At 37.3% G+C, this 19,009-nt stretch carries 22 protein-coding genes; 3 read left to right on the plus strand and 19 right to left on the minus strand.

Annotation, left to right across the window (positions count from 1 at the left end; all coding sequences use genetic code 11):
- Positions 1–9: 9 nt before the first annotated feature.
- The 3 genes from gpmI to ACFO5T_RS11590 form a co-directional block, all read right to left on the minus strand.
- Positions 10–1,524: a 2,3-bisphosphoglycerate-independent phosphoglycerate mutase gene (gene gpmI, locus ACFO5T_RS11580; protein ID WP_380034544.1), complete on the minus strand. Its 1,515-nt coding sequence runs from the start codon at positions 1,522–1,524 to the stop codon at positions 10–12.
- 90 nt (positions 1,525–1,614) lie between these two features.
- Positions 1,615–2,400 carry a M48 family metalloprotease gene (locus ACFO5T_RS11585; RefSeq protein ID WP_021778090.1) on the minus strand — a complete coding sequence of 262 codons (786 nt, stop codon included), beginning with the start codon at positions 2,398–2,400 and terminating at the stop codon, positions 1,615–1,617.
- 135 nt (positions 2,401–2,535) lie between these two features.
- Positions 2,536–3,600 carry a branched-chain amino acid aminotransferase gene (locus ACFO5T_RS11590; RefSeq protein WP_380034547.1) on the minus strand — a complete coding sequence of 355 codons (1,065 nt, stop codon included), beginning with the start codon at positions 3,598–3,600 and terminating at the stop codon, positions 2,536–2,538.
- Between the two features lie 81 nt (positions 3,601–3,681).
- Here ACFO5T_RS11590 and ACFO5T_RS11595 point away from each other — a divergent pair, with 81 nt between their 5' ends.
- Together ACFO5T_RS11595 and mnmC2 are read left to right on the plus strand one after the other, a co-directional pair.
- Complete coding sequence (locus ACFO5T_RS11595) at positions 3,682–4,230, plus strand: DUF4920 domain-containing protein (protein WP_375252633.1); 549 nt, start codon at positions 3,682–3,684, stop codon at positions 4,228–4,230.
- An 85-nt stretch (positions 4,231–4,315) separates the two neighbouring features.
- The gene (mnmC2, locus tag ACFO5T_RS11600) at positions 4,316–4,999 is read left to right on the plus strand and encodes a tRNA (5-methylaminomethyl-2-thiouridine)(34)-methyltransferase MnmC2 (RefSeq protein ID WP_380034549.1); all 684 of its coding nucleotides are present in this window, start codon (positions 4,316–4,318) and stop codon (positions 4,997–4,999) included.
- Here mnmC2 and ACFO5T_RS11605 read toward each other — a convergent pair.
- From ACFO5T_RS11605 to ACFO5T_RS11640, 8 genes are all read right to left on the minus strand, one after another.
- Positions 4,991–5,389 carry a ribosomal maturation YjgA family protein gene (locus ACFO5T_RS11605; protein ID WP_380034551.1) on the minus strand — a complete coding sequence of 133 codons (399 nt, stop codon included), beginning with the start codon at positions 5,387–5,389 and terminating at the stop codon, positions 4,991–4,993. The two genes, mnmC2 and ACFO5T_RS11605, sit on opposite strands and share 9 nt — an antisense overlap.
- On the minus strand, positions 5,386–5,781 hold the full coding sequence (locus ACFO5T_RS11610) for a hypothetical protein (RefSeq protein ID WP_380034553.1): 396 nt from the start codon (positions 5,779–5,781) through the stop codon (positions 5,386–5,388). The genes ACFO5T_RS11605 and ACFO5T_RS11610 overlap by 4 nt, the downstream gene beginning before the upstream one ends.
- Before the next feature lie 56 nt (positions 5,782–5,837).
- Positions 5,838–7,256 (minus strand): DUF4153 domain-containing protein, encoded by a 1,419-nt coding sequence (locus tag ACFO5T_RS11615; RefSeq protein ID WP_380034555.1) that lies wholly within the window; start codon positions 7,254–7,256, stop codon positions 5,838–5,840.
- An 87-nt stretch (positions 7,257–7,343) separates the two neighbouring features.
- A complete protein-coding gene (locus tag ACFO5T_RS11620; protein ID WP_380034557.1) occupies positions 7,344–7,637 on the minus strand; it encodes a winged helix-turn-helix domain-containing protein in 294 nt (97 codons plus the stop codon).
- Between the two features lie 59 nt (positions 7,638–7,696).
- The gene (locus ACFO5T_RS11625; protein ID WP_380034559.1) at positions 7,697–8,386 is read right to left on the minus strand and encodes a hypothetical protein; all 690 of its coding nucleotides are present in this window, start codon (positions 8,384–8,386) and stop codon (positions 7,697–7,699) included.
- 294 nt (positions 8,387–8,680) lie between these two features.
- The gene (locus ACFO5T_RS11630) at positions 8,681–9,595 is read right to left on the minus strand and encodes a glutaminase (RefSeq protein ID WP_375252644.1); all 915 of its coding nucleotides are present in this window, start codon (positions 9,593–9,595) and stop codon (positions 8,681–8,683) included.
- 6 nt (positions 9,596–9,601) lie between these two features.
- Positions 9,602–10,090 carry a hypothetical protein gene (locus ACFO5T_RS11635; protein WP_380034561.1) on the minus strand — a complete coding sequence of 163 codons (489 nt, stop codon included), beginning with the start codon at positions 10,088–10,090 and terminating at the stop codon, positions 9,602–9,604.
- A complete protein-coding gene (locus ACFO5T_RS11640) occupies positions 10,090–11,901 on the minus strand; it encodes a sodium:solute symporter family protein (protein ID WP_375252637.1) in 1,812 nt (603 codons plus the stop codon). Before ACFO5T_RS11640 ends, ACFO5T_RS11635 begins: the two co-directional genes overlap by 1 nt.
- 198 nt (positions 11,902–12,099) lie before the next feature.
- Between ACFO5T_RS11640 and ACFO5T_RS11645 the strand changes: the two genes are divergently transcribed.
- The gene (locus ACFO5T_RS11645) at positions 12,100–12,456 is read left to right on the plus strand and encodes a DUF1801 domain-containing protein (protein ID WP_380034563.1); all 357 of its coding nucleotides are present in this window, start codon (positions 12,100–12,102) and stop codon (positions 12,454–12,456) included.
- A 293-nt stretch (positions 12,457–12,749) separates the two neighbouring features.
- Here ACFO5T_RS11645 and ACFO5T_RS11650 read toward each other — a convergent pair whose 3' ends face one another.
- The 8 genes from ACFO5T_RS11650 to ACFO5T_RS11685 form a co-directional block, all read right to left on the minus strand.
- Positions 12,750–13,379 (minus strand): response regulator transcription factor, encoded by a 630-nt coding sequence (locus tag ACFO5T_RS11650; protein WP_035325623.1) that lies wholly within the window; start codon positions 13,377–13,379, stop codon positions 12,750–12,752.
- Complete coding sequence (locus ACFO5T_RS11655) at positions 13,376–14,161, minus strand: sensor histidine kinase (RefSeq protein ID WP_380034565.1); 786 nt, start codon at positions 14,159–14,161, stop codon at positions 13,376–13,378. The genes ACFO5T_RS11650 and ACFO5T_RS11655 overlap by 4 nt, the downstream gene beginning before the upstream one ends.
- 124 nt (positions 14,162–14,285) lie before the next feature.
- A complete protein-coding gene (locus ACFO5T_RS11660) occupies positions 14,286–14,921 on the minus strand; it encodes a hypothetical protein (protein WP_038597388.1) in 636 nt (211 codons plus the stop codon).
- A gap of 282 nt (positions 14,922–15,203) precedes the next feature.
- Complete coding sequence (locus tag ACFO5T_RS11665; protein ID WP_021778103.1) at positions 15,204–15,860, minus strand: hypothetical protein; 657 nt, start codon at positions 15,858–15,860, stop codon at positions 15,204–15,206.
- 34 nt (positions 15,861–15,894) lie between these two features.
- Entirely contained in the window at positions 15,895–16,542 is a 648-nt protein-coding gene (locus tag ACFO5T_RS11670) for a hypothetical protein (RefSeq protein ID WP_021778104.1), read from the minus strand.
- 5 nt (positions 16,543–16,547) lie between these two features.
- The gene (locus ACFO5T_RS11675; protein WP_380034568.1) at positions 16,548–17,150 is read right to left on the minus strand and encodes a hypothetical protein; all 603 of its coding nucleotides are present in this window, start codon (positions 17,148–17,150) and stop codon (positions 16,548–16,550) included.
- Positions 17,151–17,315: 165 nt separating this feature from the next.
- Positions 17,316–17,960 carry a hypothetical protein gene (locus tag ACFO5T_RS11680; RefSeq protein ID WP_021778106.1) on the minus strand — a complete coding sequence of 215 codons (645 nt, stop codon included), beginning with the start codon at positions 17,958–17,960 and terminating at the stop codon, positions 17,316–17,318.
- Positions 17,961–17,979: 19 nt separating this feature from the next.
- Positions 17,980–18,501, minus strand: a complete 522-nt coding sequence (locus ACFO5T_RS11685) for a hypothetical protein (RefSeq protein WP_380034571.1) — start codon at positions 18,499–18,501, stop codon at positions 17,980–17,982.
- Positions 18,502–19,009: the final 508 nt, after the last annotated feature.

The raw sequence follows: 19,009 nt of genomic DNA on the forward strand, positions 1-19,009 counted from the left end.
TCATAAATTTTAGATTAAAGGTACACAATCCATCACATCTGGTTGTGGTACGCCTAGCAGTTTTAAAACCGTAGGCGCAATATCAGATAGAATACCATTGTTGATTTTCTTGATGTCTTTATCGACTAGTATCACTGGTACTGGATTTGTCGTGTGTGCCGTATTAGGCGATCCATCTGGGTTGATCATCACCTCTGCATTACCGTGGTCTGCAATGATGATTACAGTATAATCATTTTCTTCGGCGGCGGTTACAATATCTTTTGTACAGCTGTCTACTGTCTCGCAGGCTTTTATTGCGGCTTCCATCACACCCGTATGACCTACCATATCTGGATTTGCAAAGTTAAGACACACAAAGTCTACCTCTCCTTTGTTTATTTCTGGAACAATTTTATCACGTATCTCAAAAGCGCTCATTTCTGGTTGTAAGTCGTAGGTAGCAACTTTTGGCGAGGGAGCTAGCAATCTAGATTCTCCATCAAAAGGTTCTTCACGCCCTCCAGAAAAGAAGAAGGTTACGTGAGGGTATTTTTCTGTCTCTGCGATGCGTATTTGTTTCTTGCCTGCGCTTTCTAAAACTTCACCAAGGGTATTTACGAGGTTGTCTTTGTCGTAAATAACTTTAATGCCTTTAAAGGTGTCATCATAGTTAGTCATTGTAACATAATACACGTCAAGCTTTTTTGTGTCTTGCTCTGCAAAATCTTTTTGAGATAACATCTCTGTTAGTTCGCGACCGCGATCTGTTCTAAAATTAAAGAAAATCACTACGTCACCTTCTTGTACGGTAGAGATGGTCTCACCATCTTGAGTCACAAAAAGCGGATCTATAAACTCATCTGTTTTACCTGCGTCATAGCTGGCTTGTATAGCTTGTTCTATATCTTTAGTAGGTGTTCCCGCTCCTTTGGTAATTAGATTATATGCAAGTGCAACGCGTTCCCATCGTTTATCTCTGTCCATTGCGTAGTAGCGACCTATTACGGATGCTAGTTGTGCGTTGTGCGCTTTCGCGAAAGCAGAAATATCACCTATCATCTTTTTTCCAGATTTTGGATCTACATCTCTACCATCAGAAAACGCGTGAATGAAAGATTGTGGCACTCCTGCATTTTCGGCAGCGAGAATAAGTCCTTTAAGATGCTCAATGTGTGAGTGTACACCTCCATCAGAAACGAGACCGAGAAAGTGAACAGACTTGTTGTTTTCTTTTGCGAAAGCGAAAGCATCCTTAAGCGCTTGCTCATCTTTGAGGGTGTCTTCTTTAAGTGCTTTATTGATCTTTGCAAAGTCTTGATAAACAATCCTCCCGGCACCTAGATTCATATGGCCCACTTCGCTATTACCCATCTGGCCCTCTGGCAGGCCTACATTCTCACCGTGAGTGAGTAGCTGTGCGTGCGGGTACTTATTGTAAAGGCTATCTATAAAAGGCGTTTGTGCCTGGTCTACGGCAGATACTTTCTTGTCTGGGGCCATTCCCCAGCCATCTAGTATCATTAGGATTGTTTTTTTATTCATCGTCTTAGGTTGAGTAGTAAAGATAAAAACAAAACCTCGCGGGTGCGAGGTTTTAAAGGGGTTTTAACGAAAACGGTTGCGAGTATATTATTACATAGTCGCTGGTCCCGTATAACCATATTTCTGGATGCTCTCCTTGATTTGTTCTATACGATTTTCTGGATCTGGGTGTGTGCTTGCAAACTCTGGCTGGCGGCTACCACCACTTGCAGCTTTGAGTATTTTCATCACACCTATCATCTGGTACGGGTCATAACCAGCGCGTATCATAAAACGCACGCCTAGATCATCACTCTCTAACTCGTCATCACGACCATTACCTAGTAATATGTTTTGACCTATGGCACCTGCTGCGCCTCCCATACCTCCGCCTACTTCTGCACCCATAGAGATGGTAGACCACATCTCTGAGTTTGCTACACGCTCTGCACTGTGTTTACCTAGTACGTGGCCTATCTCGTGACCTAGTACTCCAGCAACTTGATCTTCATTTTCAAGTTTTGAGAGTAGGGCATAAGTGATAAAAATCTGGCCACCTGGTAATGCAAATGCATTAACCGTTTGCTCATCTTGCAATAAATGAAAATCATAGTTATAAGGTGTCTCTCTAGCCATACTTTCTTGTACGAGCTTGTGACCTACTTGATCTACAAAAGCTTGTAACTGCTGGTCTTGATGTAAGCCTCCGTGCTGCTCTGCCATAGCAGGCGCGTGTTGTAGGCCTATGGCAATCTCCTCTTCTGGAGACATTGTGATGCTTTGGGTTTTACCCGTATAAGGATTTTCTTCCTTGTTGCTACAGTTTTTAAAAAGTGCAAATGCAACAATGGCAACTCCTATAAGTAACCTGATCTTAAGACCGCTACCTCTTCTCATAATCTAGATGGTTGTTTTTATTAATGCTTACAAGGTAATAAAAAGTCTCTAGTCTCTTAGTATAATAGCCTTGTAGAAACTCAAAAACCGGAACAGCAGTTGCCATTCCGGTTTTTGTTTATGTATGGTGAAGTACTACTTTACAGCAACTCTCCATCCGTATTTATCTTCTGTGCGGTTATATTGTATGTCGTTTAAGTCTTTTTTAAACTGTACTCCATAACTGTTTTCTGGTGCATTGAGTTTGTGATCTTCACCCTTGTAAGCAAAGCTCTTAAAAGGAACTACTACTGCAGCAGTACCTACGCCAAAAATTTCTTTAAGCTCACCAGCTTGTGCAGCTTCTACAATCTCTTTTACAGCCACTGGTCTTACTTCTACAGTAATACCTGCTGCTTCTGCCAGTTGTATGATACTCTTGCGTGTGATACCATTAAGGATAGTATCATTAGTAGGTGCTGTAAGAAGTTTATCTCCCACACGGAAAAATACATTCATCGTACCCGCTTCTTCTAGGTACTCGTGTGTATTTGCATCTGTCCAGATTACCTGCTGGTATCCTTCTTCTTTTGCAAGATTTGTAGGGTAAAATTGTGCAGCATAGTTACCTGCAGCTTTTGCATAACCTACACCACCACTCGCGGCACGGCTATACTTTTCGGCAAATACTACGCTTACTTCACCAGAGTAGTATGATTGAGCAGGCGCAAGAATAATCATAAACTTATACCTGTCTGATGGTGATGCAGATACTCCCGGTTGTGTTGCAATGTGAAAAGGGCGTATGTATAAAGAATTACCATCTCCAGCTTTTATCCAAGCTTCGTCTAGTTTAAGAAGCTCCACAAGACCTTCCATAAAAACTTCTTTAGGAAGTTCTGGCATTGCTAAACGTGCAGATGAGGTATTGATACGCTCCCAGTTATCTTCTGGACGAAATAAGAAGATATCTCCTTGATCATCCTTAAAAGCTTTCATCCCTTCAAAAACAGCTTGACCGTAGTGAAAAACTTTTGCACTAGGATCCATAGAGATAGGTCCGTAAGGTACTATTTCTGGTTGCTGCCATTGCCCGTTTACATATTCTACAGAAAACATATGGTCTGTAAAAACGCTTCCAAAAGCAAGGTTATTAAAATCAACATCAGCAATTTTGCTGTTGTCTCGCTTTGTAATCTTAAGAGTAGAGGTTGTTTCCATAGTAACAAATTTAGTGATTTGTCATACTCGGTGATTGATTTTTGCATAATTTTACGATGTTAAACTTAAAACCAAATGATTATGAAACTATGTGCAACGATATTCTTAATTTTCTTGACATTACTAAGTTGTAAACAAGGAGAAGAGGGGAGTAATGACGCTTTCGCGAAAGCGGAATCAGAAAAAAATGAAGAACTAGCTACAAATCAAACGATTGCTCAAAACGATTATGCTAGCTATGGAGCAACGATATCTCCAGAAAATACATTAACTAAAAGTGAGATTGCCGAAAAATATGCTTCACTTGCCGAAGGTGATACGGCGGTTGTAAAATTTCAGGCTCCAGTAAACGCTGTTTGTGTTTCAAAAGGATGCTGGATGCGACTGGATATAGCTGGTGAGGAGCAGGTGTTTGTAAAATTTAAAGATTACGGATTTTTTGTCCCAACAGATACAGATGGAGGAGAAGCGATTGTAGAAGGCAAGGCATATCTAGAAGAAGTATCTGTAGATGAGTTGAGACATATGGCAAAAGACGGTGGCAAGTCTGAAGATGAGATTGCAGCCATTACAGAGCCACAGAGAGAATTAAGATTTATGGCAGATGGTGTTCTTCTTAAATCAGAATAAGAAGTAACTCGAAATAGTTTTAAAAGGGTGGGTGTAAGCCTGCCCTTTTTTATATGTTGCGCAAAGCAATAACCTCAAAAGAAAAATGAAAAGAGAAATAATTACCACGGCAGATGGCTCAAAGACCATACACATACCAGACTGGGATGAGCAGTATCATTCTAAACACGGTGCGATACAAGAGGCTAGACACGTTTTTCTTAAAACTGGGCTTGCTCACTATGTAACTACATATCCACAAAAAAAAGAAATAGCTATCCTTGAGATGGGTTTTGGTACAGGTCTCAATGCCTTGCTTACCTATTTTGAGGCGCATAAACATAATGTGTCTTTTAATTATGTAGGAGCAGAGGCTTATCCTGTCTCTCAAGAAGAAGCTCAAGCTATGGAGTATGCTAGCCAGCTAGAGGAAGAGGATGCTACAAAAGTTTATAATGAGATGCACGACGCTGCCTGGGAGCAACCAGAAAATATAAGTGATCATTTTACACTCATTAAGCGCACACAGCGTTTTGAAGATATTACAGATGGTGAGGTTTTTGATCTTATTTATTTTGATGCCTTTGGCCCAAGAGTGCAGCCCACTTTATGGACAGAGGAGATCTTTACAAAAATGTATGAAGCCTTAATTCCAGGAGGAGTACTTACTACCTACTGTGCTCAAGGAGCAGCCCGTAGGGCAATGCAAGCCGCAGGTTTTGTAGTAGAGCGACTGCCTGGACCTCCAGGCAAGCGTGAGATGCTTAGAGCTAGCAAGCCGTTAGTGTGAAGCTTGTTTCTTTTTGTTTATAACCCATTCAGCACATACTATTGCGATAAAGCCCGCTATGTATGCTACAATATCCCACCAAGAAAAAGAAGTGCCCAAGATTACTTGTGCCCATTTTTGATCTCCTAGGCCTATCTTATAAATAAAAGAAGAGGCTTGCAATCCCTCTATTATAAATGCAAATAGTAATACATAAAAGGCAACTTTAATTTTGCTTGAGAGGCTGTGACCTACATAGAAAAACCCCATCACAAAGGCGTAGATTAATACAATAACAATCGTATCTCCTAAGTAGGGTCTTATAAAATTGTCGTGTATGTATGTTGCTATAATAACTTCAATAGCAAAAAGAACTAAAAAGAGAGTGATGTACTTAATGGAGATGTTCATTTGGACTTGAAGATGTTTATAACAACTCGTCCTAGAGATATCATAATAGTGATAGTTCCCGCAAATAGTAATCCAGAGATAACCGAAAATGTTCTACCAGTGTCAGAAACATATTTTTGCATTGCTTCAGATTGTTGTGGAGTAATCTCATTACCACTGAAAAATCCGTCACGGTTGAGATCAAATTTTTGCAAGGTTAGCTGTTGGGAGATGTCTTGATATAAAGCAGCACTCACAACAATAAAATAAACGCATAAAAAAAGGATAGGATTTATAAATAACCATTTACGACTGGCAAGTAATTTCTTTTTATAAAACCATAAAACTACTATGAGTAAAATAGTTATTAGTAATGCGATAATGAGATGTGTGGAAGGTTGTATGTGATTCATATTCTAGATTCTCCTTAATAATATTATAAAGCTATTTTCTAAATAATTGTATCTGTCTATTTGTATTTTGTTTGATTTTTATAAGGACGAGAGTTTGTGTTTAATATACCTACAAGTGTGGCAGATTGCCAAGTCTCTTCAGATAGTGATGTTTGCCATTGCTTATAATTGTTTTTTATACTGGAGCGGTTCATAATTTTTTCTGGATGTGCTTTCGCGAAAGCATATAGTAAATCCCCATTGCTGTTTCCTATTGAAAGTAAGTAATTGATATCTGGAGATTCAACTTTACTTAAATTATAAGTAGTAATAGTACGATCCCAACTAAAACTTGATATTAAAATAAGAAGGATGAAAGCTACTCTTGTGTTTGCTTTAAGCATAAATAAGAGATTTTGTTTGTTGAAAATTTTAAAAGATGTTGTAATCATTCCAGAAATGCACAATGCTAAATATATAAACACGCCTATTCTTTTGTAAGTAAGCCCAAAACCACTACTATATAAATAGTTCTTATAAGCTGTTAATAGAATGATTAAAATATTAAGGGCAATCCATAAATATGTTAGACGTTTGAGATTTTTATTTTTTTTATAAAAATTAAGATCTCCACGAAATAGAATTAAAATGGTTGTAATTGCTATAACTATGGATGTTATGAGTGCAGACACGCCATCGTGAACAGTGGTGGAAAGTGTAACGGCATTTGCAAGTGGATCATTCAGAACATACCAAACGTCTGTAGTTATGAAAATTATTATGAGAGTGTTAAGAGCGCCCAATAGAACTGTACCTAGTATATTTTCTTGATGGACCTTGCCGACGTTCAATTTAGAGATAGCTTTGGGTATTAAAAAAGTAGAAGCATCTCGATCTATGGTAGTAATTATATCGAGTTCTGCTTTTGAGGTGAGATTCGTAATTAAATAATATCCCATCCAAGTAATTAGTATCCAGTTAAAATTTATAAAATCAAGATTAATAGCGTTTACCCACTCTCCAAGTATAGGATTTGCTTTTCCATAGAGTGATATAAAAATGACAACTAGAGTGATAACAATGGTAGTCGTTAGAAAAATAAATTTGTAATTATAACTACTTTCTAGATTTGGCACTTTTTTGCTAGGGTTGATTTTTTGATGCAAAAAGCCTAGGGTGGATTGATACAGTCCATTAAGCCATTGTATATAAACAGCATTTTTTAGTCCTGAAATACTGCCCGCAAAGACTATAAAGGCTAGTATGCAGCTAGATATAGCAAGAAAGCTGTTCACCGTAAACACGAAAATCGAGCTTATTATGTATAAAGTTGCAGATAATAGGAATGATTTGTTTGATTTTGTTTCTGGACGTATAATGATTACAGCCAATACTACAATTATAGAAAACAAAAGCATATTGACACCGAGATTTTGCCCATAAAATAATAAACTGAAAAGCAGGGCGCCTAGACATCTTATTATAAATTTTTTCATAATGATAAGTATTTAAATTTTGTTAGATATGTTTAATGACGTGTAAAGTACTTTGTATTTCAAAGTGAAAATGATAAAAAAATAGTATTACTTGTTTCCTAATAACTTTTCAAGGGCTTCAATATGTTTTTTAAATGCATTTCTACCTTTGCTTGTAACACTATAACTTGTGTTAGGTTTACGACCTATAAATGCTTTTTTTACTACAATGTAAGTTTCTTTTTCTAGAGCTTTTGCGTGACTTGCAAGGTTACCATCTGTTGCACCTAGAAGCTCTTTTAGTTCTTTAAAATCTGCCTTTTCATTTACCATAAGCACGCTCATAATCCCTAGACGGATGCGATGATCAAAAGCTTTGTTTATATTGTTTATGATGGACATTATTATGATGTTGTAACTTTTATTTATTGTGGTATGCAGTCTACGCTATCTAGAAGATGTTAATTTCCTTTATCATATTTGCGGTACATTATTGTACCGTAGATAATATGAAATATACCAAAGCCTAGTGCCCAAAAATACAAACCGTAACCTATAAATTGAGTAGCAACTAGACCAATAATAACGTTTGCAAGTCCTAAGTATTTGATATCGCCCAAAGTGTATTTACTTGCGTTGATTAAGGCTAAGCCATAAAATATGAGGGTGGCTGGTGCAATAAGACCTACAATGCCATATTGTATCAGTACAATAGAAAATATACCTCCCGTAATTAAAGGAACAGCAAAATTTATGAGGAGTCTTTTTGATGAAGAATCCCATAATCTTTCATTATTTTTCCTAGCTTTTTTCAACGTTAAAAATCCTCCTGTGACTAGAGCCATAATTAGGACAATAAGTCCAGTTATAATTAGTTGACCAGCTAATGTATTGGAATATCCATAAGAGAAAATATTTAAGGGATTTTCTAAGCCATATTGAAGATTTACTGTAGTATTATCTCTACTTTTTTCAAGAATGTATGCGGGTACTGTATTAAACGCTAGCAATCTATAAGCAATATAGGCGCCTATAAGGGCATAAAGCCCAGCAAGTATACCAGATAATCCACTCAATGACATAAAACGTGAAGATTTGCTCATCATCGTTTTGATGCTGGCAATGTCTTCTAAATATTTTGACGATTCCATATTAAAGTACTTTGAAATTCAAAGTTAATACTAATTTATGTATTACAATGTTTTTTTAAGAACTTTTTTAAAGTGCTAAAATTCGAATGAGACTTATGATTTGTTTTATTCAATAAAATAAGTGACAGTCAAATTAATTAAGAGGGGTATTGTGTAACTCTTTAGCCCCGATTGCAATGGAAATCCCGCAATGGAGCGCTAGCAGAATGAGGAATTGTAATGAAAAGCGGGAAACGACTTTAGAAGAAAAGAGAATACTTGTGTGCTCAAAAGGTTAAAAATAATTTCTAGCTCCTAAAACACCGTATCCTGTGTTTCATCTGTGAAGTATTGTAAGAACTTCATTCCTCTATAGGAGTTACCTTGTTTGTTAAGTTTTGGGCTCCATACAGCAATTGCATAGCTACCAGGCAGTATGGCTACCATACCACCACCTACACCACTTTTCCCTGGTAAGCCTACTTTATAAGCAAACTCGCCAGCTTCATCATAAAAACCACAGGTTTGCATAATGGCGTTAATGCGTTTGGCTTGATTAGGCGTGACAATTGTTTTGCCTGTATTAAACTGCTTCCCACGGTTTGCAAGAAAGCCGAACGTATATGAGAGTTGCTCACACGTCATCTCGATACTACATAGGTAAAAGTATAGGTCTGTAACCTGGTCACAGGTATTTTTAATGTTATTAAATGACTTTATAAAATTTGCAAGTGCAAAGTTGCGATAACCCGTTTGCTGTTCAGAATGAGCAATATTTTCAGAATACTGAAGATCTTCTATGCCAGATACCTCGCGTACATAATCCAGCAATGCTTTTTTTGGGTTATCAAAAAGCTCACAAATAATATCACATACCACAATAGCTCCTGCATTAATAAGCGGGTTTCTAGGGATGCCATTCTCACTCTCAAGTTGCACTAGTGAGTTAAAGGCAGTTCCAGAGGGTTCAAAATCCATACGTTTCCATAGGTCATCACCTATTTTAGAAAGCACTAGACTAAGTGATAGCACTTTTGCAATACTCTGTATAGAAAATTTAACAGTCGCATCACCCGCAGTAAACACCTCACCGTTCTGGGTGGTGAGACATACGCCAAATTTTGTATCATCTACCTTAGCAAGTTCTGGTATGTAGCTTGCTACATTGCCGCTATTTTCCATAGCGAGTACCTTCTTATACGTTTTATCTACTATAGGCTGGCAATCTATCATTGTCTAATTGTTTTGTAGGGTTAACGTCTCAATAAGGCGCACACCTCCATTACTCGTTTTTTCAAAAAGAAATGAGATGCTTTGCCCTTGAAAAAACTTAGGGTACTTTGCTTTGCGTTTACGCTTTCGCGAAAGCATCTCTATCACAAACAGATCTGTATCTGTTTCAGAAACATATAGCTGGTATTTTGATCTTCTTTTGTCTCCAGCTTTTTTAAAGCTTTCTATCTCCTTAGGTTGATATAAATCACCAAAGAAGTTTTCAAAATCCTTGTCATTAAAACGGGTGTCTAGACCATCTAGCCAAAATGCATAGGCTTGGTTTGTAAAGCTTATAGTTTTTGAACCCGTAGCAATCGCTGTCGCACCAGTTTGCTTAAAAGCTGATGATTTTTTTACAAGACCAATAGCCTGCTCGTATATGTCTGTCGTTTCTTGTGCTTGCAGCCCTAGGCTCAAACACAATATGGTGATAATAAGAGATAATTTCATTAGAGTACTTTTCCTTTTATTTTTTTCCAAACCGCAATCAGTAAGGCTCCAGAAGTGAAGCAAAAACTAAGCCCTATGAGTGCATTAGTAAGTTGGCCATAAATGAAGTAACCTGTGGTAAACAACGTTCCGTAAATTAATATACAGCCTAGTAGCATTGCGACTATTCCCATAGGCACGCTCCACGCTTCTGTGTGTTGTACGATGGTAACTCCCTCTTGGTTTGCAGCGGTGACAATTCCTTTCCAGCCTGGCCCACCTGGTTGCGTTTTTTTATAGAACGCATAAAGTGTTTCTTTAGTTTCTGGTTTTGTGAGATAGGTGACAACAAGCCATATAAGCGTTGAGGTAAACACCACAAAAGGAAACTTAGCATAGCCAGGCATCATCCCGCTAGTGCCAAAAAGTGTTTCTCCCAGCGAGGTAAATTCTATAAGTATAGAAATGATACCAGAGGCGAGCATCGCGCTTATCTCTGTCCACGCATTAATGCGCCACCAGAACCAGCGCAGTATAAAGATGAGCCCAGTACCTGCTCCAAACATTAGTATAATATTAAAAAGCTGTAGCGCATTAGTAAGCGCCAGTGCGATACCTGCACTCACTACCATAAGTATCACTGTGGTGATGCGACCTACAGCGACTAGCTCCTTCTCTGTCGCTTCCGGTTTAATTTGTTGTGCATACACATCATTTACCACATATGATGCTCCCCAGTTAAGGTGTGTGCTTATCGTACTCATATATGCTGCAGATAGTGATGCAAGCACAAGGCCTAGCAAGCCACTAGGTAGCATTGTGAGCATTGCAGAGTAGGCAAGGTCTTGCCCTAGCTTATCTTCAGAAATATTTGGGAAGGCTTCCTGTATACTTGCGAGGTCTGGAAATACTATAAGTGAGGCTAGTGCTACTAGAATCCACGGCCAGGGGCGTAGCGCGTAGTGCATAATGTTATAAAAGAAAGTTGCACCTATGGCGTGGTTTTCATCTTTGGCAGCGAGCATACGTTGTGCAACATAACCACCACCGCCAGGCTCAGATCCTGGGTACCAAGAGCTCCACCATTGTACTGCTAGTGGTATAATAAGTAACGTGATGAGCATCTCTGTATTATTAAAATCTGGAAGAATATTAATTTTATCTTTTACATTATCGTGTGTAATAAGCGCTTCAAGCCCTCCTATTTCTGGCATACCTACAATATAATATGCCGCGCCAAAGGCTCCTGCCATCGCCACAAAAAACAATATAAAATCTGTATATACCACACCTTTAAACCCTCCTATGGCGCTAAAGAGTACAGTAATCACACCAGCTACTACCACGGTTGTTACTGGGTCAAGACCTAGCATCACTTCACCTATTTTTATGGCAGCTAGGGTTACACCCGCCATAGCCAGTACGTTAAAAACAATACCTAAATAGATGGCTCTAAAACCTCTTAAAAACCGCGCCGGAGCACCGCCATAACGCAGCTCATAAAACTCAATATCTGTCTTTACCTCAGACTTGCGCCACAGCTTTGCATACACAAAAACGGTGAGCAGTCCAGTGACTAAAAATGCCCACCATACCCAGTTACCAGACACACCATTAGTACGCACAATATCTGTCACCAGATTAGGCGTATCTGTAGAGAAGGTTGTAGCAACCATAGATAGACCTAATAACCACCAGGGCATACTGCGACCAGATAGAAAATATTGAGTCGTGTTTTTTCCGGCGCTTTTACCTACATAAAACCCAACACCTAGTATGATGATAAAAAGTAGCGCAATAATGGCTATGTCTAATCCTGATAAGTCTATCATAAGAATGTATAATTTGTCTTATATTTAAGAGAAATATTAGGCGAAAGATAAGCATTCATCACCATAGTTTTTTTTGATATTTTGACATCATTAAACCCCTTAAGCTGTTATCATAGTGTATGTGTGGGAGAATGAATAATATAACGCTTTCGCGAAAGCGTAGATAAAACCATTATGACTACCAAAATCAAGTAAGTAATGAATCCTGCTCAAGTATATATACTCTCAAAACCAGAGCCCTGGCGCACAATGCTTATAGAGCTACAAGCCATTATAAAAAGTACCGTGCCTGAGGTAGAGGAGACCTATAAATGGAATTTACCATTTTATATGTTAGATGGTAAAATGTTTTGTTTTCTCAACTTTAGAAAGTCGTTTATAGACGTGGGTTTTCCGCGTGGAGTGCAAATAACTGTTCATAAAGAGGTACTTGTAGGAGGCGAAAAAAGGAAAAATCTTAGGTCACTACGTTACAAAGGGTTAAAAGATATTGATTTTGAGATACTTACGGATGTGTTGTTAAACGTAGCCCACAGGGCTGTTACAAATGTGTAGTTTTATAAATAGGGCATTTACCCCTAATAATAACGTTATATATAATTGTAAAATGGGTAAATATCATCTAATTTTATACCTAACAACTTGCCATCCAAATGAATCGTAGTTCTAGCAATAGAATTTAGTATTTGATAGCAAGCGGGAGGCTTTTGGGGGAAAGCCTCCCTTTTTATTATTTTGTGTCTATGCAAAATATATAAAAGATGGGTGTGTTTACACATCCACTAAAAAAACAAACCTCCACAAATCATATATTTATGGAGGTTTGGTAGGCCATATAATATGTGTAGTTAAGGTTTAAACAAGCCATTTTTAAGCGCATAAATAACAAGACCTGTTCTGTTTTTTAAATTTAGTTTTGAGAATACACTATCTCTATATCCCTGTACCGTCTTAGGGCTTAAAAACATTACAGATGCAATCTCATTATAAGTCATCTCTGTGCAGGCGTGTTTTATAAACTCTATTTCTCTATCCCTAAGTTCATCTCTATTATCTCCATCTAGGCTTTTTACAAGAAGCTGGCTCACGGTATTAGTATGGTAATACCCATTTATGATAAGTTCATTAAGAGCGTTTTCTAGCACCTTTTTTTCGGTGTCTTTAAGGAGGTATCCTTTTGCACCTGCGCGTATCATTTTTAAAATGGTGTGATCATCCTCCTCTACAGAGAGCGCAAGCACTAGTATGTCTGGATAGAGCTCTTTGAGATTTGTAGTAGCCTCAATACCGTCCATAATAGGCATATTTACATCCATAAGTACTATGTCTGGACGCTTGTTTTCAAACTTTAGGTTGTCTAGTAGTTCTTGCCCATTTTTACAGGTATAAAGCACTTTAAAGTTTTCAAATGAATTTACTAAGCCGCTTATGGCCTGGCTAAGTAATGTGTGATCATCTACAATAACTATTGTTTTCATAATGATTGTGTTTTATAGTTAAGTGATAGCGTTGTGCCCTCATTAACTTGTGACATATATTGTATGGTAGCGCCTATAAGCTTTGCGCGTGTTTCTATATTAGTAAGGCCTATACCATTTTTTGCCCTGGCTTTTTCATAATCAAAACCTACTCCGTTATCTTTTACGGTAATGAGTACGTTGTCACCTCTATAGTTGAGGAGTACATCAAGATGAGTAGCTTTAGAGTGCTTTATGGTGTTTGTAAAAAACTCTTGCAATATTCTAAAGATAATGGTCTCAATCTTTTTATCTATTTCTATTGGGCTGCCAGATATTTTGAGTGATGGTTTTAAATAAGCCATTCTCTCAAAGCGTTCTAGCTCTAGGTTAAGTGCCTCTGGTAAAGACATATTTTTAAGCGCCTCTGGGTTTATGAGTTTTGACAGTGCTCGTATCTCCGTAAGACCCTTACCTATGGTTGCCACTGCCTCGTCTAGATCTTGCTGGCTACCACCAGAGTTTTGTGTTTGTATTTTTGCTAGTGTAAGTAGCTGCCCTATATTATCGTGTAGCTCCCAGCTTATGTTACGTAGTGTCTCCTCACGTATCTCTATCTGCGTTTCTGTAATTTCTCTTTCAAAACGTTGTTTTGCCTCTTCTTGTTCTAACAGTAAGCTGTTTTTACGCTTCATAAAAACAGAAAATAGTACTACAACAACAACCAGCAGTAGTAGTAAAATGGTGATGGCAACAAGCACTATAAAAAGAGTGCCGCTATCTTGATCTTGAATCAGAAACATAGATTGCTATTGGGGTGTGATTAAATTAAGAGTTCAAGATACTTATTTTGGTACGCATTCACCATAGGGCATTTGCCCTTTAGTTTACAGTATGAGCTTTAAAATTTGCATCTAGAAAGCTCTCTTATAAGACTTCTCTTGCTCTTGGTTTTGTCCATATAAAGCCAAAAACAAGTAAGGCATTTGCAAACAGTAAGGCCGCAGTCTGTACGCCCCTCAAGATATCTAGCATAGCTCTGGAGTAGTTAAAGTCCATCTGCCCTGTCAAAAAAGGAGCCAGAGGAATAAAGGAAATACCAAAAACCAGATAAGCTGTAAAAACAAAAAGCGCTAGCTCATTTTTTACCCGCAAACTGTCATCACTCTTAAGGCGCTCTACGGCATAAATCATAAGTAAAAACACCATTACCACCATTGCGATACTATACGTTTTACTCATATAGAATGTAATTACAGGCACAGTAAAACCTCGTATAATTACTGCGGTCATCATTATAGTAGCAATAACTAGTACGAGTCGTTTTCTGGTTTTATTTTTTATATGATCATAAATCATTTTATAAAATAAGGTGTAAAACAAGAACGCATACAGATTATATACCCAGTGATTATTGTGGTAGTAATGTGAGTAAACTCTAGCCATACCTTCGGTAATAACGGCTATCCAGAGTATGTACAGTATCGTTTTTATAGGTAGGTGTTTGTACTTGTAGAAGAAAATAGTTGCCACAAGTGCCGCTATAATTTCAGATATGTACATTAGGGTGCTCAAGGAGTGAGGTTTATTTGATGAGATTGAAAGGTAGTAAATTAGAAATTTTCATTTTGTAAGATTTTTTACGCTGGAGTGTTGTATTACGCTTTCGCGAAAGCGTACTCAAAACCAAATTTTAAAAAAACGAGAGAAACGCCATTTACCGTACACGCGGCTTATTATCAAAACGGTAATACAGCGCAATTGCACAAAACAAAGTCGCTACTAAAAATAGTAGAAACAAAATGGTCACGCAGACCAGCCATATGACAAGAACTTCTTCCTTAATCATAAAGTGCGCTTTATTAATGTTGCTGAATGTACTCCTCTATAAAAACCAAATGCAATCGTGCCATAACACGCAATTACTGCAATAAATTGAATAAGAAAAATTGCCTCATATATGAAAACACTATCCATAACAAGGAAGTATCGCGAAAACATAATGACGGGATATGAAATGTGGAATATTAAAAAACCAATACATACCCACAAAAAGATATCTCTGGTGTATGCTGCAATTTTATTACTTTTTAATTGCTCCACTAGGTATAGCGTGAGTGCTATAATGATTAAAATAGTAGATAACGTAAATGAGAACACAGGCCAGTCTTTAAAAGGGTCTTGAGTAATCGCAGTAATAGTAAATGCGATAGCGCTTATTATGATTAATACATTTGCTATAGCGATGCGTGTGTGATGTGATAAATGCAATCTTGTGATTATTAATAAGCCTAAACAAACGATAACCTCATAAAAGTTATAAAGTATCTCAAACCTATAGGGCGCTAGTAGTATGTGACAAGTAAACTCATTAATGGCGATATACCATAAAAGCGGTAGCATCCATTTTAATGGGGTTGACTTGTACTTTTTATAATATACAGTGGCAGAGATTGCGGCAGCAAACTCAAATAATAGCACTATGTATATTAGGTAATCCACAGGGTGTACAATGTTTTGTTCTAAATGTTAATATTTATTTGTTGATTTCTACCTTATTTCCATAATAGAATCCAAAGGCAATCGTAAGATATGATAATATGGCCACTGTAAATTGAATATAATTTAACGACCTATGTATTTTATTTCCGTCACTTACAAACTCTCTTGCCAATAAAATTACAGGGTAGGCAATAAAGAAAATTAAAAACCCCAGAGCGACCCATAGAAAAAGATCTCTTGACATTTTTAAGACCCTATCCGACTTTAATAGATCAATAAAGTAGATTAATAGAGATACTAACACTATAAAAGTGAAAATTGTAAAATTAGTACTAGAAAATTCTTTAAGAGGGTTTACAAAATAAATACTCACTATGAATATAATGACACATAAGAAGAAAAAAATAGAAACAATTTTTTTTCTTAAACTTTGTGTGATTTGAGTTCCAATTAGAAATATTAGACTTGCGGGAATTATTATCCGATAGAGATTCTTTAACAAGTATCCAGTTGCTGTCCTTGCAAAAAGATACTGAGCTAACATCTCGTTGAGGGGAATGTACCATAAAATAAACAGCAGCAATTTAAGTCTAGAATTACGATATTTATAGTAATAGATAGAAGCAAAAATTGCTGCTGTAAATTCAGATATTATACCTGCTATTTTAAACTCTTCGTTCATTTATCCTATTGATAATCATCGGGGTCACTATTCGGTGGTGGACTCCACGGAAAATCATTCGCCGCAAGACTCTGTACTCCATTCTGTATAGGCATTGTTAAGTCTGCTCTGTTTGATCCAGTAGTTGGTTTTTTTATTAATTTTCCTACTGGAACCGCAGTGCTCTTTCCATTTTCTGTCTTAATTGCAAAAGAAACATCGTCTATTAGGTCACCTCTTGCGCCAGCTTCCATTATGGGATTGAGAAAAACAGTAGCTCTTCCATCATTTTGTGAGTCGTCATATTTGGCAAAATAAATGCGCAGTCCTGTAATTTCAGTTTTATTTGCTTCTTCTGCTTCTTGCTCGATAAAGGCGAGATAATCTTTAAGTGTATTATAATCTATAGAAAGCGATCTGGTCGCTTTAAGATTTGGATTGTTTTTCTCTAAAATGGGTACTATGTCTTTGCCATAACGATGGTACATATCCTCAGCTTCTTGAACGTCTATAATAATCTTAGGTGGTGGTATTGAGCCACCTTCAGTGGGATGTGCGGGCTTCTCATTACAGCCCTCAAGGATGATGACACTTACAAAAAGTAAGGCCAGTAATTTAATTGTTTTCATTTGTACAATTGGTTTTAGGTTAGTGTTAAAACTTAAACCAAGCTAGGGAAACACAATTATACTACCCTTATAGGTAGTGGGGTAGGGGTAAATGACCCTTTATGGGAAGTAGGAGCTAGGGCAAATGTTGTTACAGCTCACACTAGCATAAAAAAAAGAAATAACCTAGTTCTCTTCTAACTCAGATGCTTTTTTAGAATAGATAAAGCCAAAAGAGAAGATGGTGTACATTAAAATTGCTACAATTGCCATAATGTATGAGAGACTAACGTTAAGTGCATAATTATTTATATACAAGACTCGAGCTAAATTAATTACAGGGCCAGCAATAAAAAATAATGCAAATCCCGCAACAAAGTAATTAATCATATTACGTGACCAATTTGTAAGGTTGCTTGATTTTAACGTGTGTATTAAATATAACAGAAAGCCAATAATAGCGATGGTGGAGCCTAGGGTGTTAGACATTTTCCACGCTTCAGAGAGACCATTTAAGCTTAAGTCAGAAACTACAATAAGTAAGAATGCAATTATTAAAATACTAGCAGTTAGTTTAAGGTTACGGCTAGCTACTTCCATTCTTATAACGCTTAAATAGTATGTTACGGCTATTACATAAAATAGATTAGTAAGTTCAAATTTAAAGCCTTGGTTAAGAAGGTACAACCCTCCTAATTCATTAGCAGCGTTGTACCATAAATAAACTAAAAAGTATTTTAGGTTAGTGTGATTATACTTGTAAAAATAAATACTAGCCAAAATAGCAGCTATAACTTCAGAAGAATAGGCTATAATCGTAAGTGGATGCATTTATTCTGGTTGGTATTTACTAGTGGTAATCATTAGGATCGTTAGAATGCGGTGGTGGTGGGAACGTTACCGTGTTTCCAGCGAGACTTTGCACATCTCCATTAACTAATTCTGTGTCAGAAGCCTTAGGTGTTTTTCCATCTATTACATCACCTACTGTGATTGCCTGTTTGTTACCATCTAAGTCTGTGTGAATCGCATAAGAGATATCTCCATCTATGCCCTTAAAGGCGGCTACTGGGTTAAAGAACACCGTCTCTCTGCCAGGTTTTCCTTTAGTAGGTTCTGTTGCCCCAAAATAGATACGTAGCCCTTCTGGGGTTACTCCAGCTTCTTTTGATTCTTGATCTATAAAAGCGATATACTTTTTTAGCTTTTCATAATCTGCAGTGACAAATCTTGTCGCTTCATAAGGAGGGTCTTGATCTCTATATTGATCATTTACTTTGTTTTCAATGATAGGAGCGCGATCATCTCCATAAGTTTTGTACAAGTCATCTGCTTCTTGTACAGGGATAATGTTGTCAGGTATCTCTGCCATAGTTTGATACATTTTACGTGGTCTTTCCTTGTGGATTTATTGTAGGCTTATCACGGGTTAAAGTGAAGCACTTACTGGGTAAAAGAAAGAAGACGTATTAATAATTTGATTTTAGATAATTAATTTGGATTATTATTCGTCACCAAAATACAACTTATCATTGTAATGACTACGTTTTCAAGCTTATCAAAAAGAAATTTTATTTTGAAAAGTGGTTTTGAACTTGAACTTGAATTTGAAATCGAACTTGAAGCTGAACTTTAACTTGAACCCTTCGTCATTTCGACCTTGCGGAGAAATCGCATATGAGTAAGCAAGTCCGAATAAGAACGACGAGTAAGCAACCTGCCTGAGCTAGATAATAAGATCTCTCCTTAAGTCGAGATGACAAAAGCCGAATTTGTTTCTAAACCACCACTAAAGCCCCTTCCTTCGAAGGAGGGCTAGGGAGGATGTTTCACCCGAGTAAGCGATCCCTTTTACAAAAAAAATCCAACATACCTAAGTA

This window comes from Dokdonia genika, assembly GCF_042652845.1.
GTDB lineage: Bacteria > Bacteroidota > Bacteroidia > Flavobacteriales > Flavobacteriaceae > Dokdonia > Dokdonia donghaensis.

Excerpts from the sequence above, each read along its gene's own strand:
- ACFO5T_RS11625 (WP_380034559.1), bottom strand. The coding sequence starts at position 8,386 with ATGGAATCGTCAAAATATTTAGAAGACATTGCCAGCATCAAAACGATG.
- ACFO5T_RS11685 (WP_380034571.1), bottom strand. The coding sequence starts at position 18,501 with ATGGCAGAGATACCTGACAACATTATCCCTGTACAAGAAGCAGATGAC.
- mnmC2 (WP_380034549.1), top strand. The coding sequence starts at position 4,316 with ATGAAAAGAGAAATAATTACCACGGCAGATGGCTCAAAGACCATACAC.
- ACFO5T_RS11615 (WP_380034555.1), bottom strand. The coding sequence starts at position 7,256 with ATGAAAAAATTTATAATAAGATGTCTAGGCGCCCTGCTTTTCAGTTTA.
- ACFO5T_RS11610 (WP_380034553.1), bottom strand. The coding sequence starts at position 5,781 with ATGAATCACATACAACCTTCCACACATCTCATTATCGCATTACTAATA.
- ACFO5T_RS11645 (WP_380034563.1), top strand. The coding sequence starts at position 12,100 with ATGAATCCTGCTCAAGTATATATACTCTCAAAACCAGAGCCCTGGCGC.
- ACFO5T_RS11590 (WP_380034547.1), bottom strand. The coding sequence starts at position 3,600 with ATGGAAACAACCTCTACTCTTAAGATTACAAAGCGAGACAACAGCAAA.
- gpmI (WP_380034544.1), bottom strand. The coding sequence starts at position 1,524 with ATGAATAAAAAAACAATCCTAATGATACTAGATGGCTGGGGAATGGCC.
- ACFO5T_RS11680 (WP_021778106.1), bottom strand. The coding sequence starts at position 17,960 with ATGCATCCACTTACGATTATAGCCTATTCTTCTGAAGTTATAGCTGCT.
- ACFO5T_RS11620 (WP_380034557.1), bottom strand. The coding sequence starts at position 7,637 with ATGTCCATCATAAACAATATAAACAAAGCTTTTGATCATCGCATCCGT.
- ACFO5T_RS11585 (WP_021778090.1), bottom strand. The coding sequence starts at position 2,400 with ATGAGAAGAGGTAGCGGTCTTAAGATCAGGTTACTTATAGGAGTTGCC.
- ACFO5T_RS11675 (WP_380034568.1), bottom strand. The coding sequence starts at position 17,150 with ATGAAAACAATTAAATTACTGGCCTTACTTTTTGTAAGTGTCATCATC.
- ACFO5T_RS11655 (WP_380034565.1), bottom strand. The coding sequence starts at position 14,161 with ATGTTTCTGATTCAAGATCAAGATAGCGGCACTCTTTTTATAGTGCTT.
- ACFO5T_RS11640 (WP_375252637.1), bottom strand. The coding sequence starts at position 11,901 with ATGATAGACTTATCAGGATTAGACATAGCCATTATTGCGCTACTTTTT.
- ACFO5T_RS11650 (WP_035325623.1), bottom strand. The coding sequence starts at position 13,379 with ATGAAAACAATAGTTATTGTAGATGATCACACATTACTTAGCCAGGCC.
- ACFO5T_RS11635 (WP_380034561.1), bottom strand. The coding sequence starts at position 10,090 with ATGAAATTATCTCTTATTATCACCATATTGTGTTTGAGCCTAGGGCTG.
- ACFO5T_RS11605 (WP_380034551.1), bottom strand. The coding sequence starts at position 5,389 with ATGAACATCTCCATTAAGTACATCACTCTCTTTTTAGTTCTTTTTGCT.
- ACFO5T_RS11670 (WP_021778104.1), bottom strand. The coding sequence starts at position 16,542 with ATGAACGAAGAGTTTAAAATAGCAGGTATAATATCTGAATTTACAGCA.
- ACFO5T_RS11595 (WP_375252633.1), top strand. The coding sequence starts at position 3,682 with ATGAAACTATGTGCAACGATATTCTTAATTTTCTTGACATTACTAAGT.
- ACFO5T_RS11660 (WP_038597388.1), bottom strand. The coding sequence starts at position 14,921 with ATGTACATATCTGAAATTATAGCGGCACTTGTGGCAACTATTTTCTTC.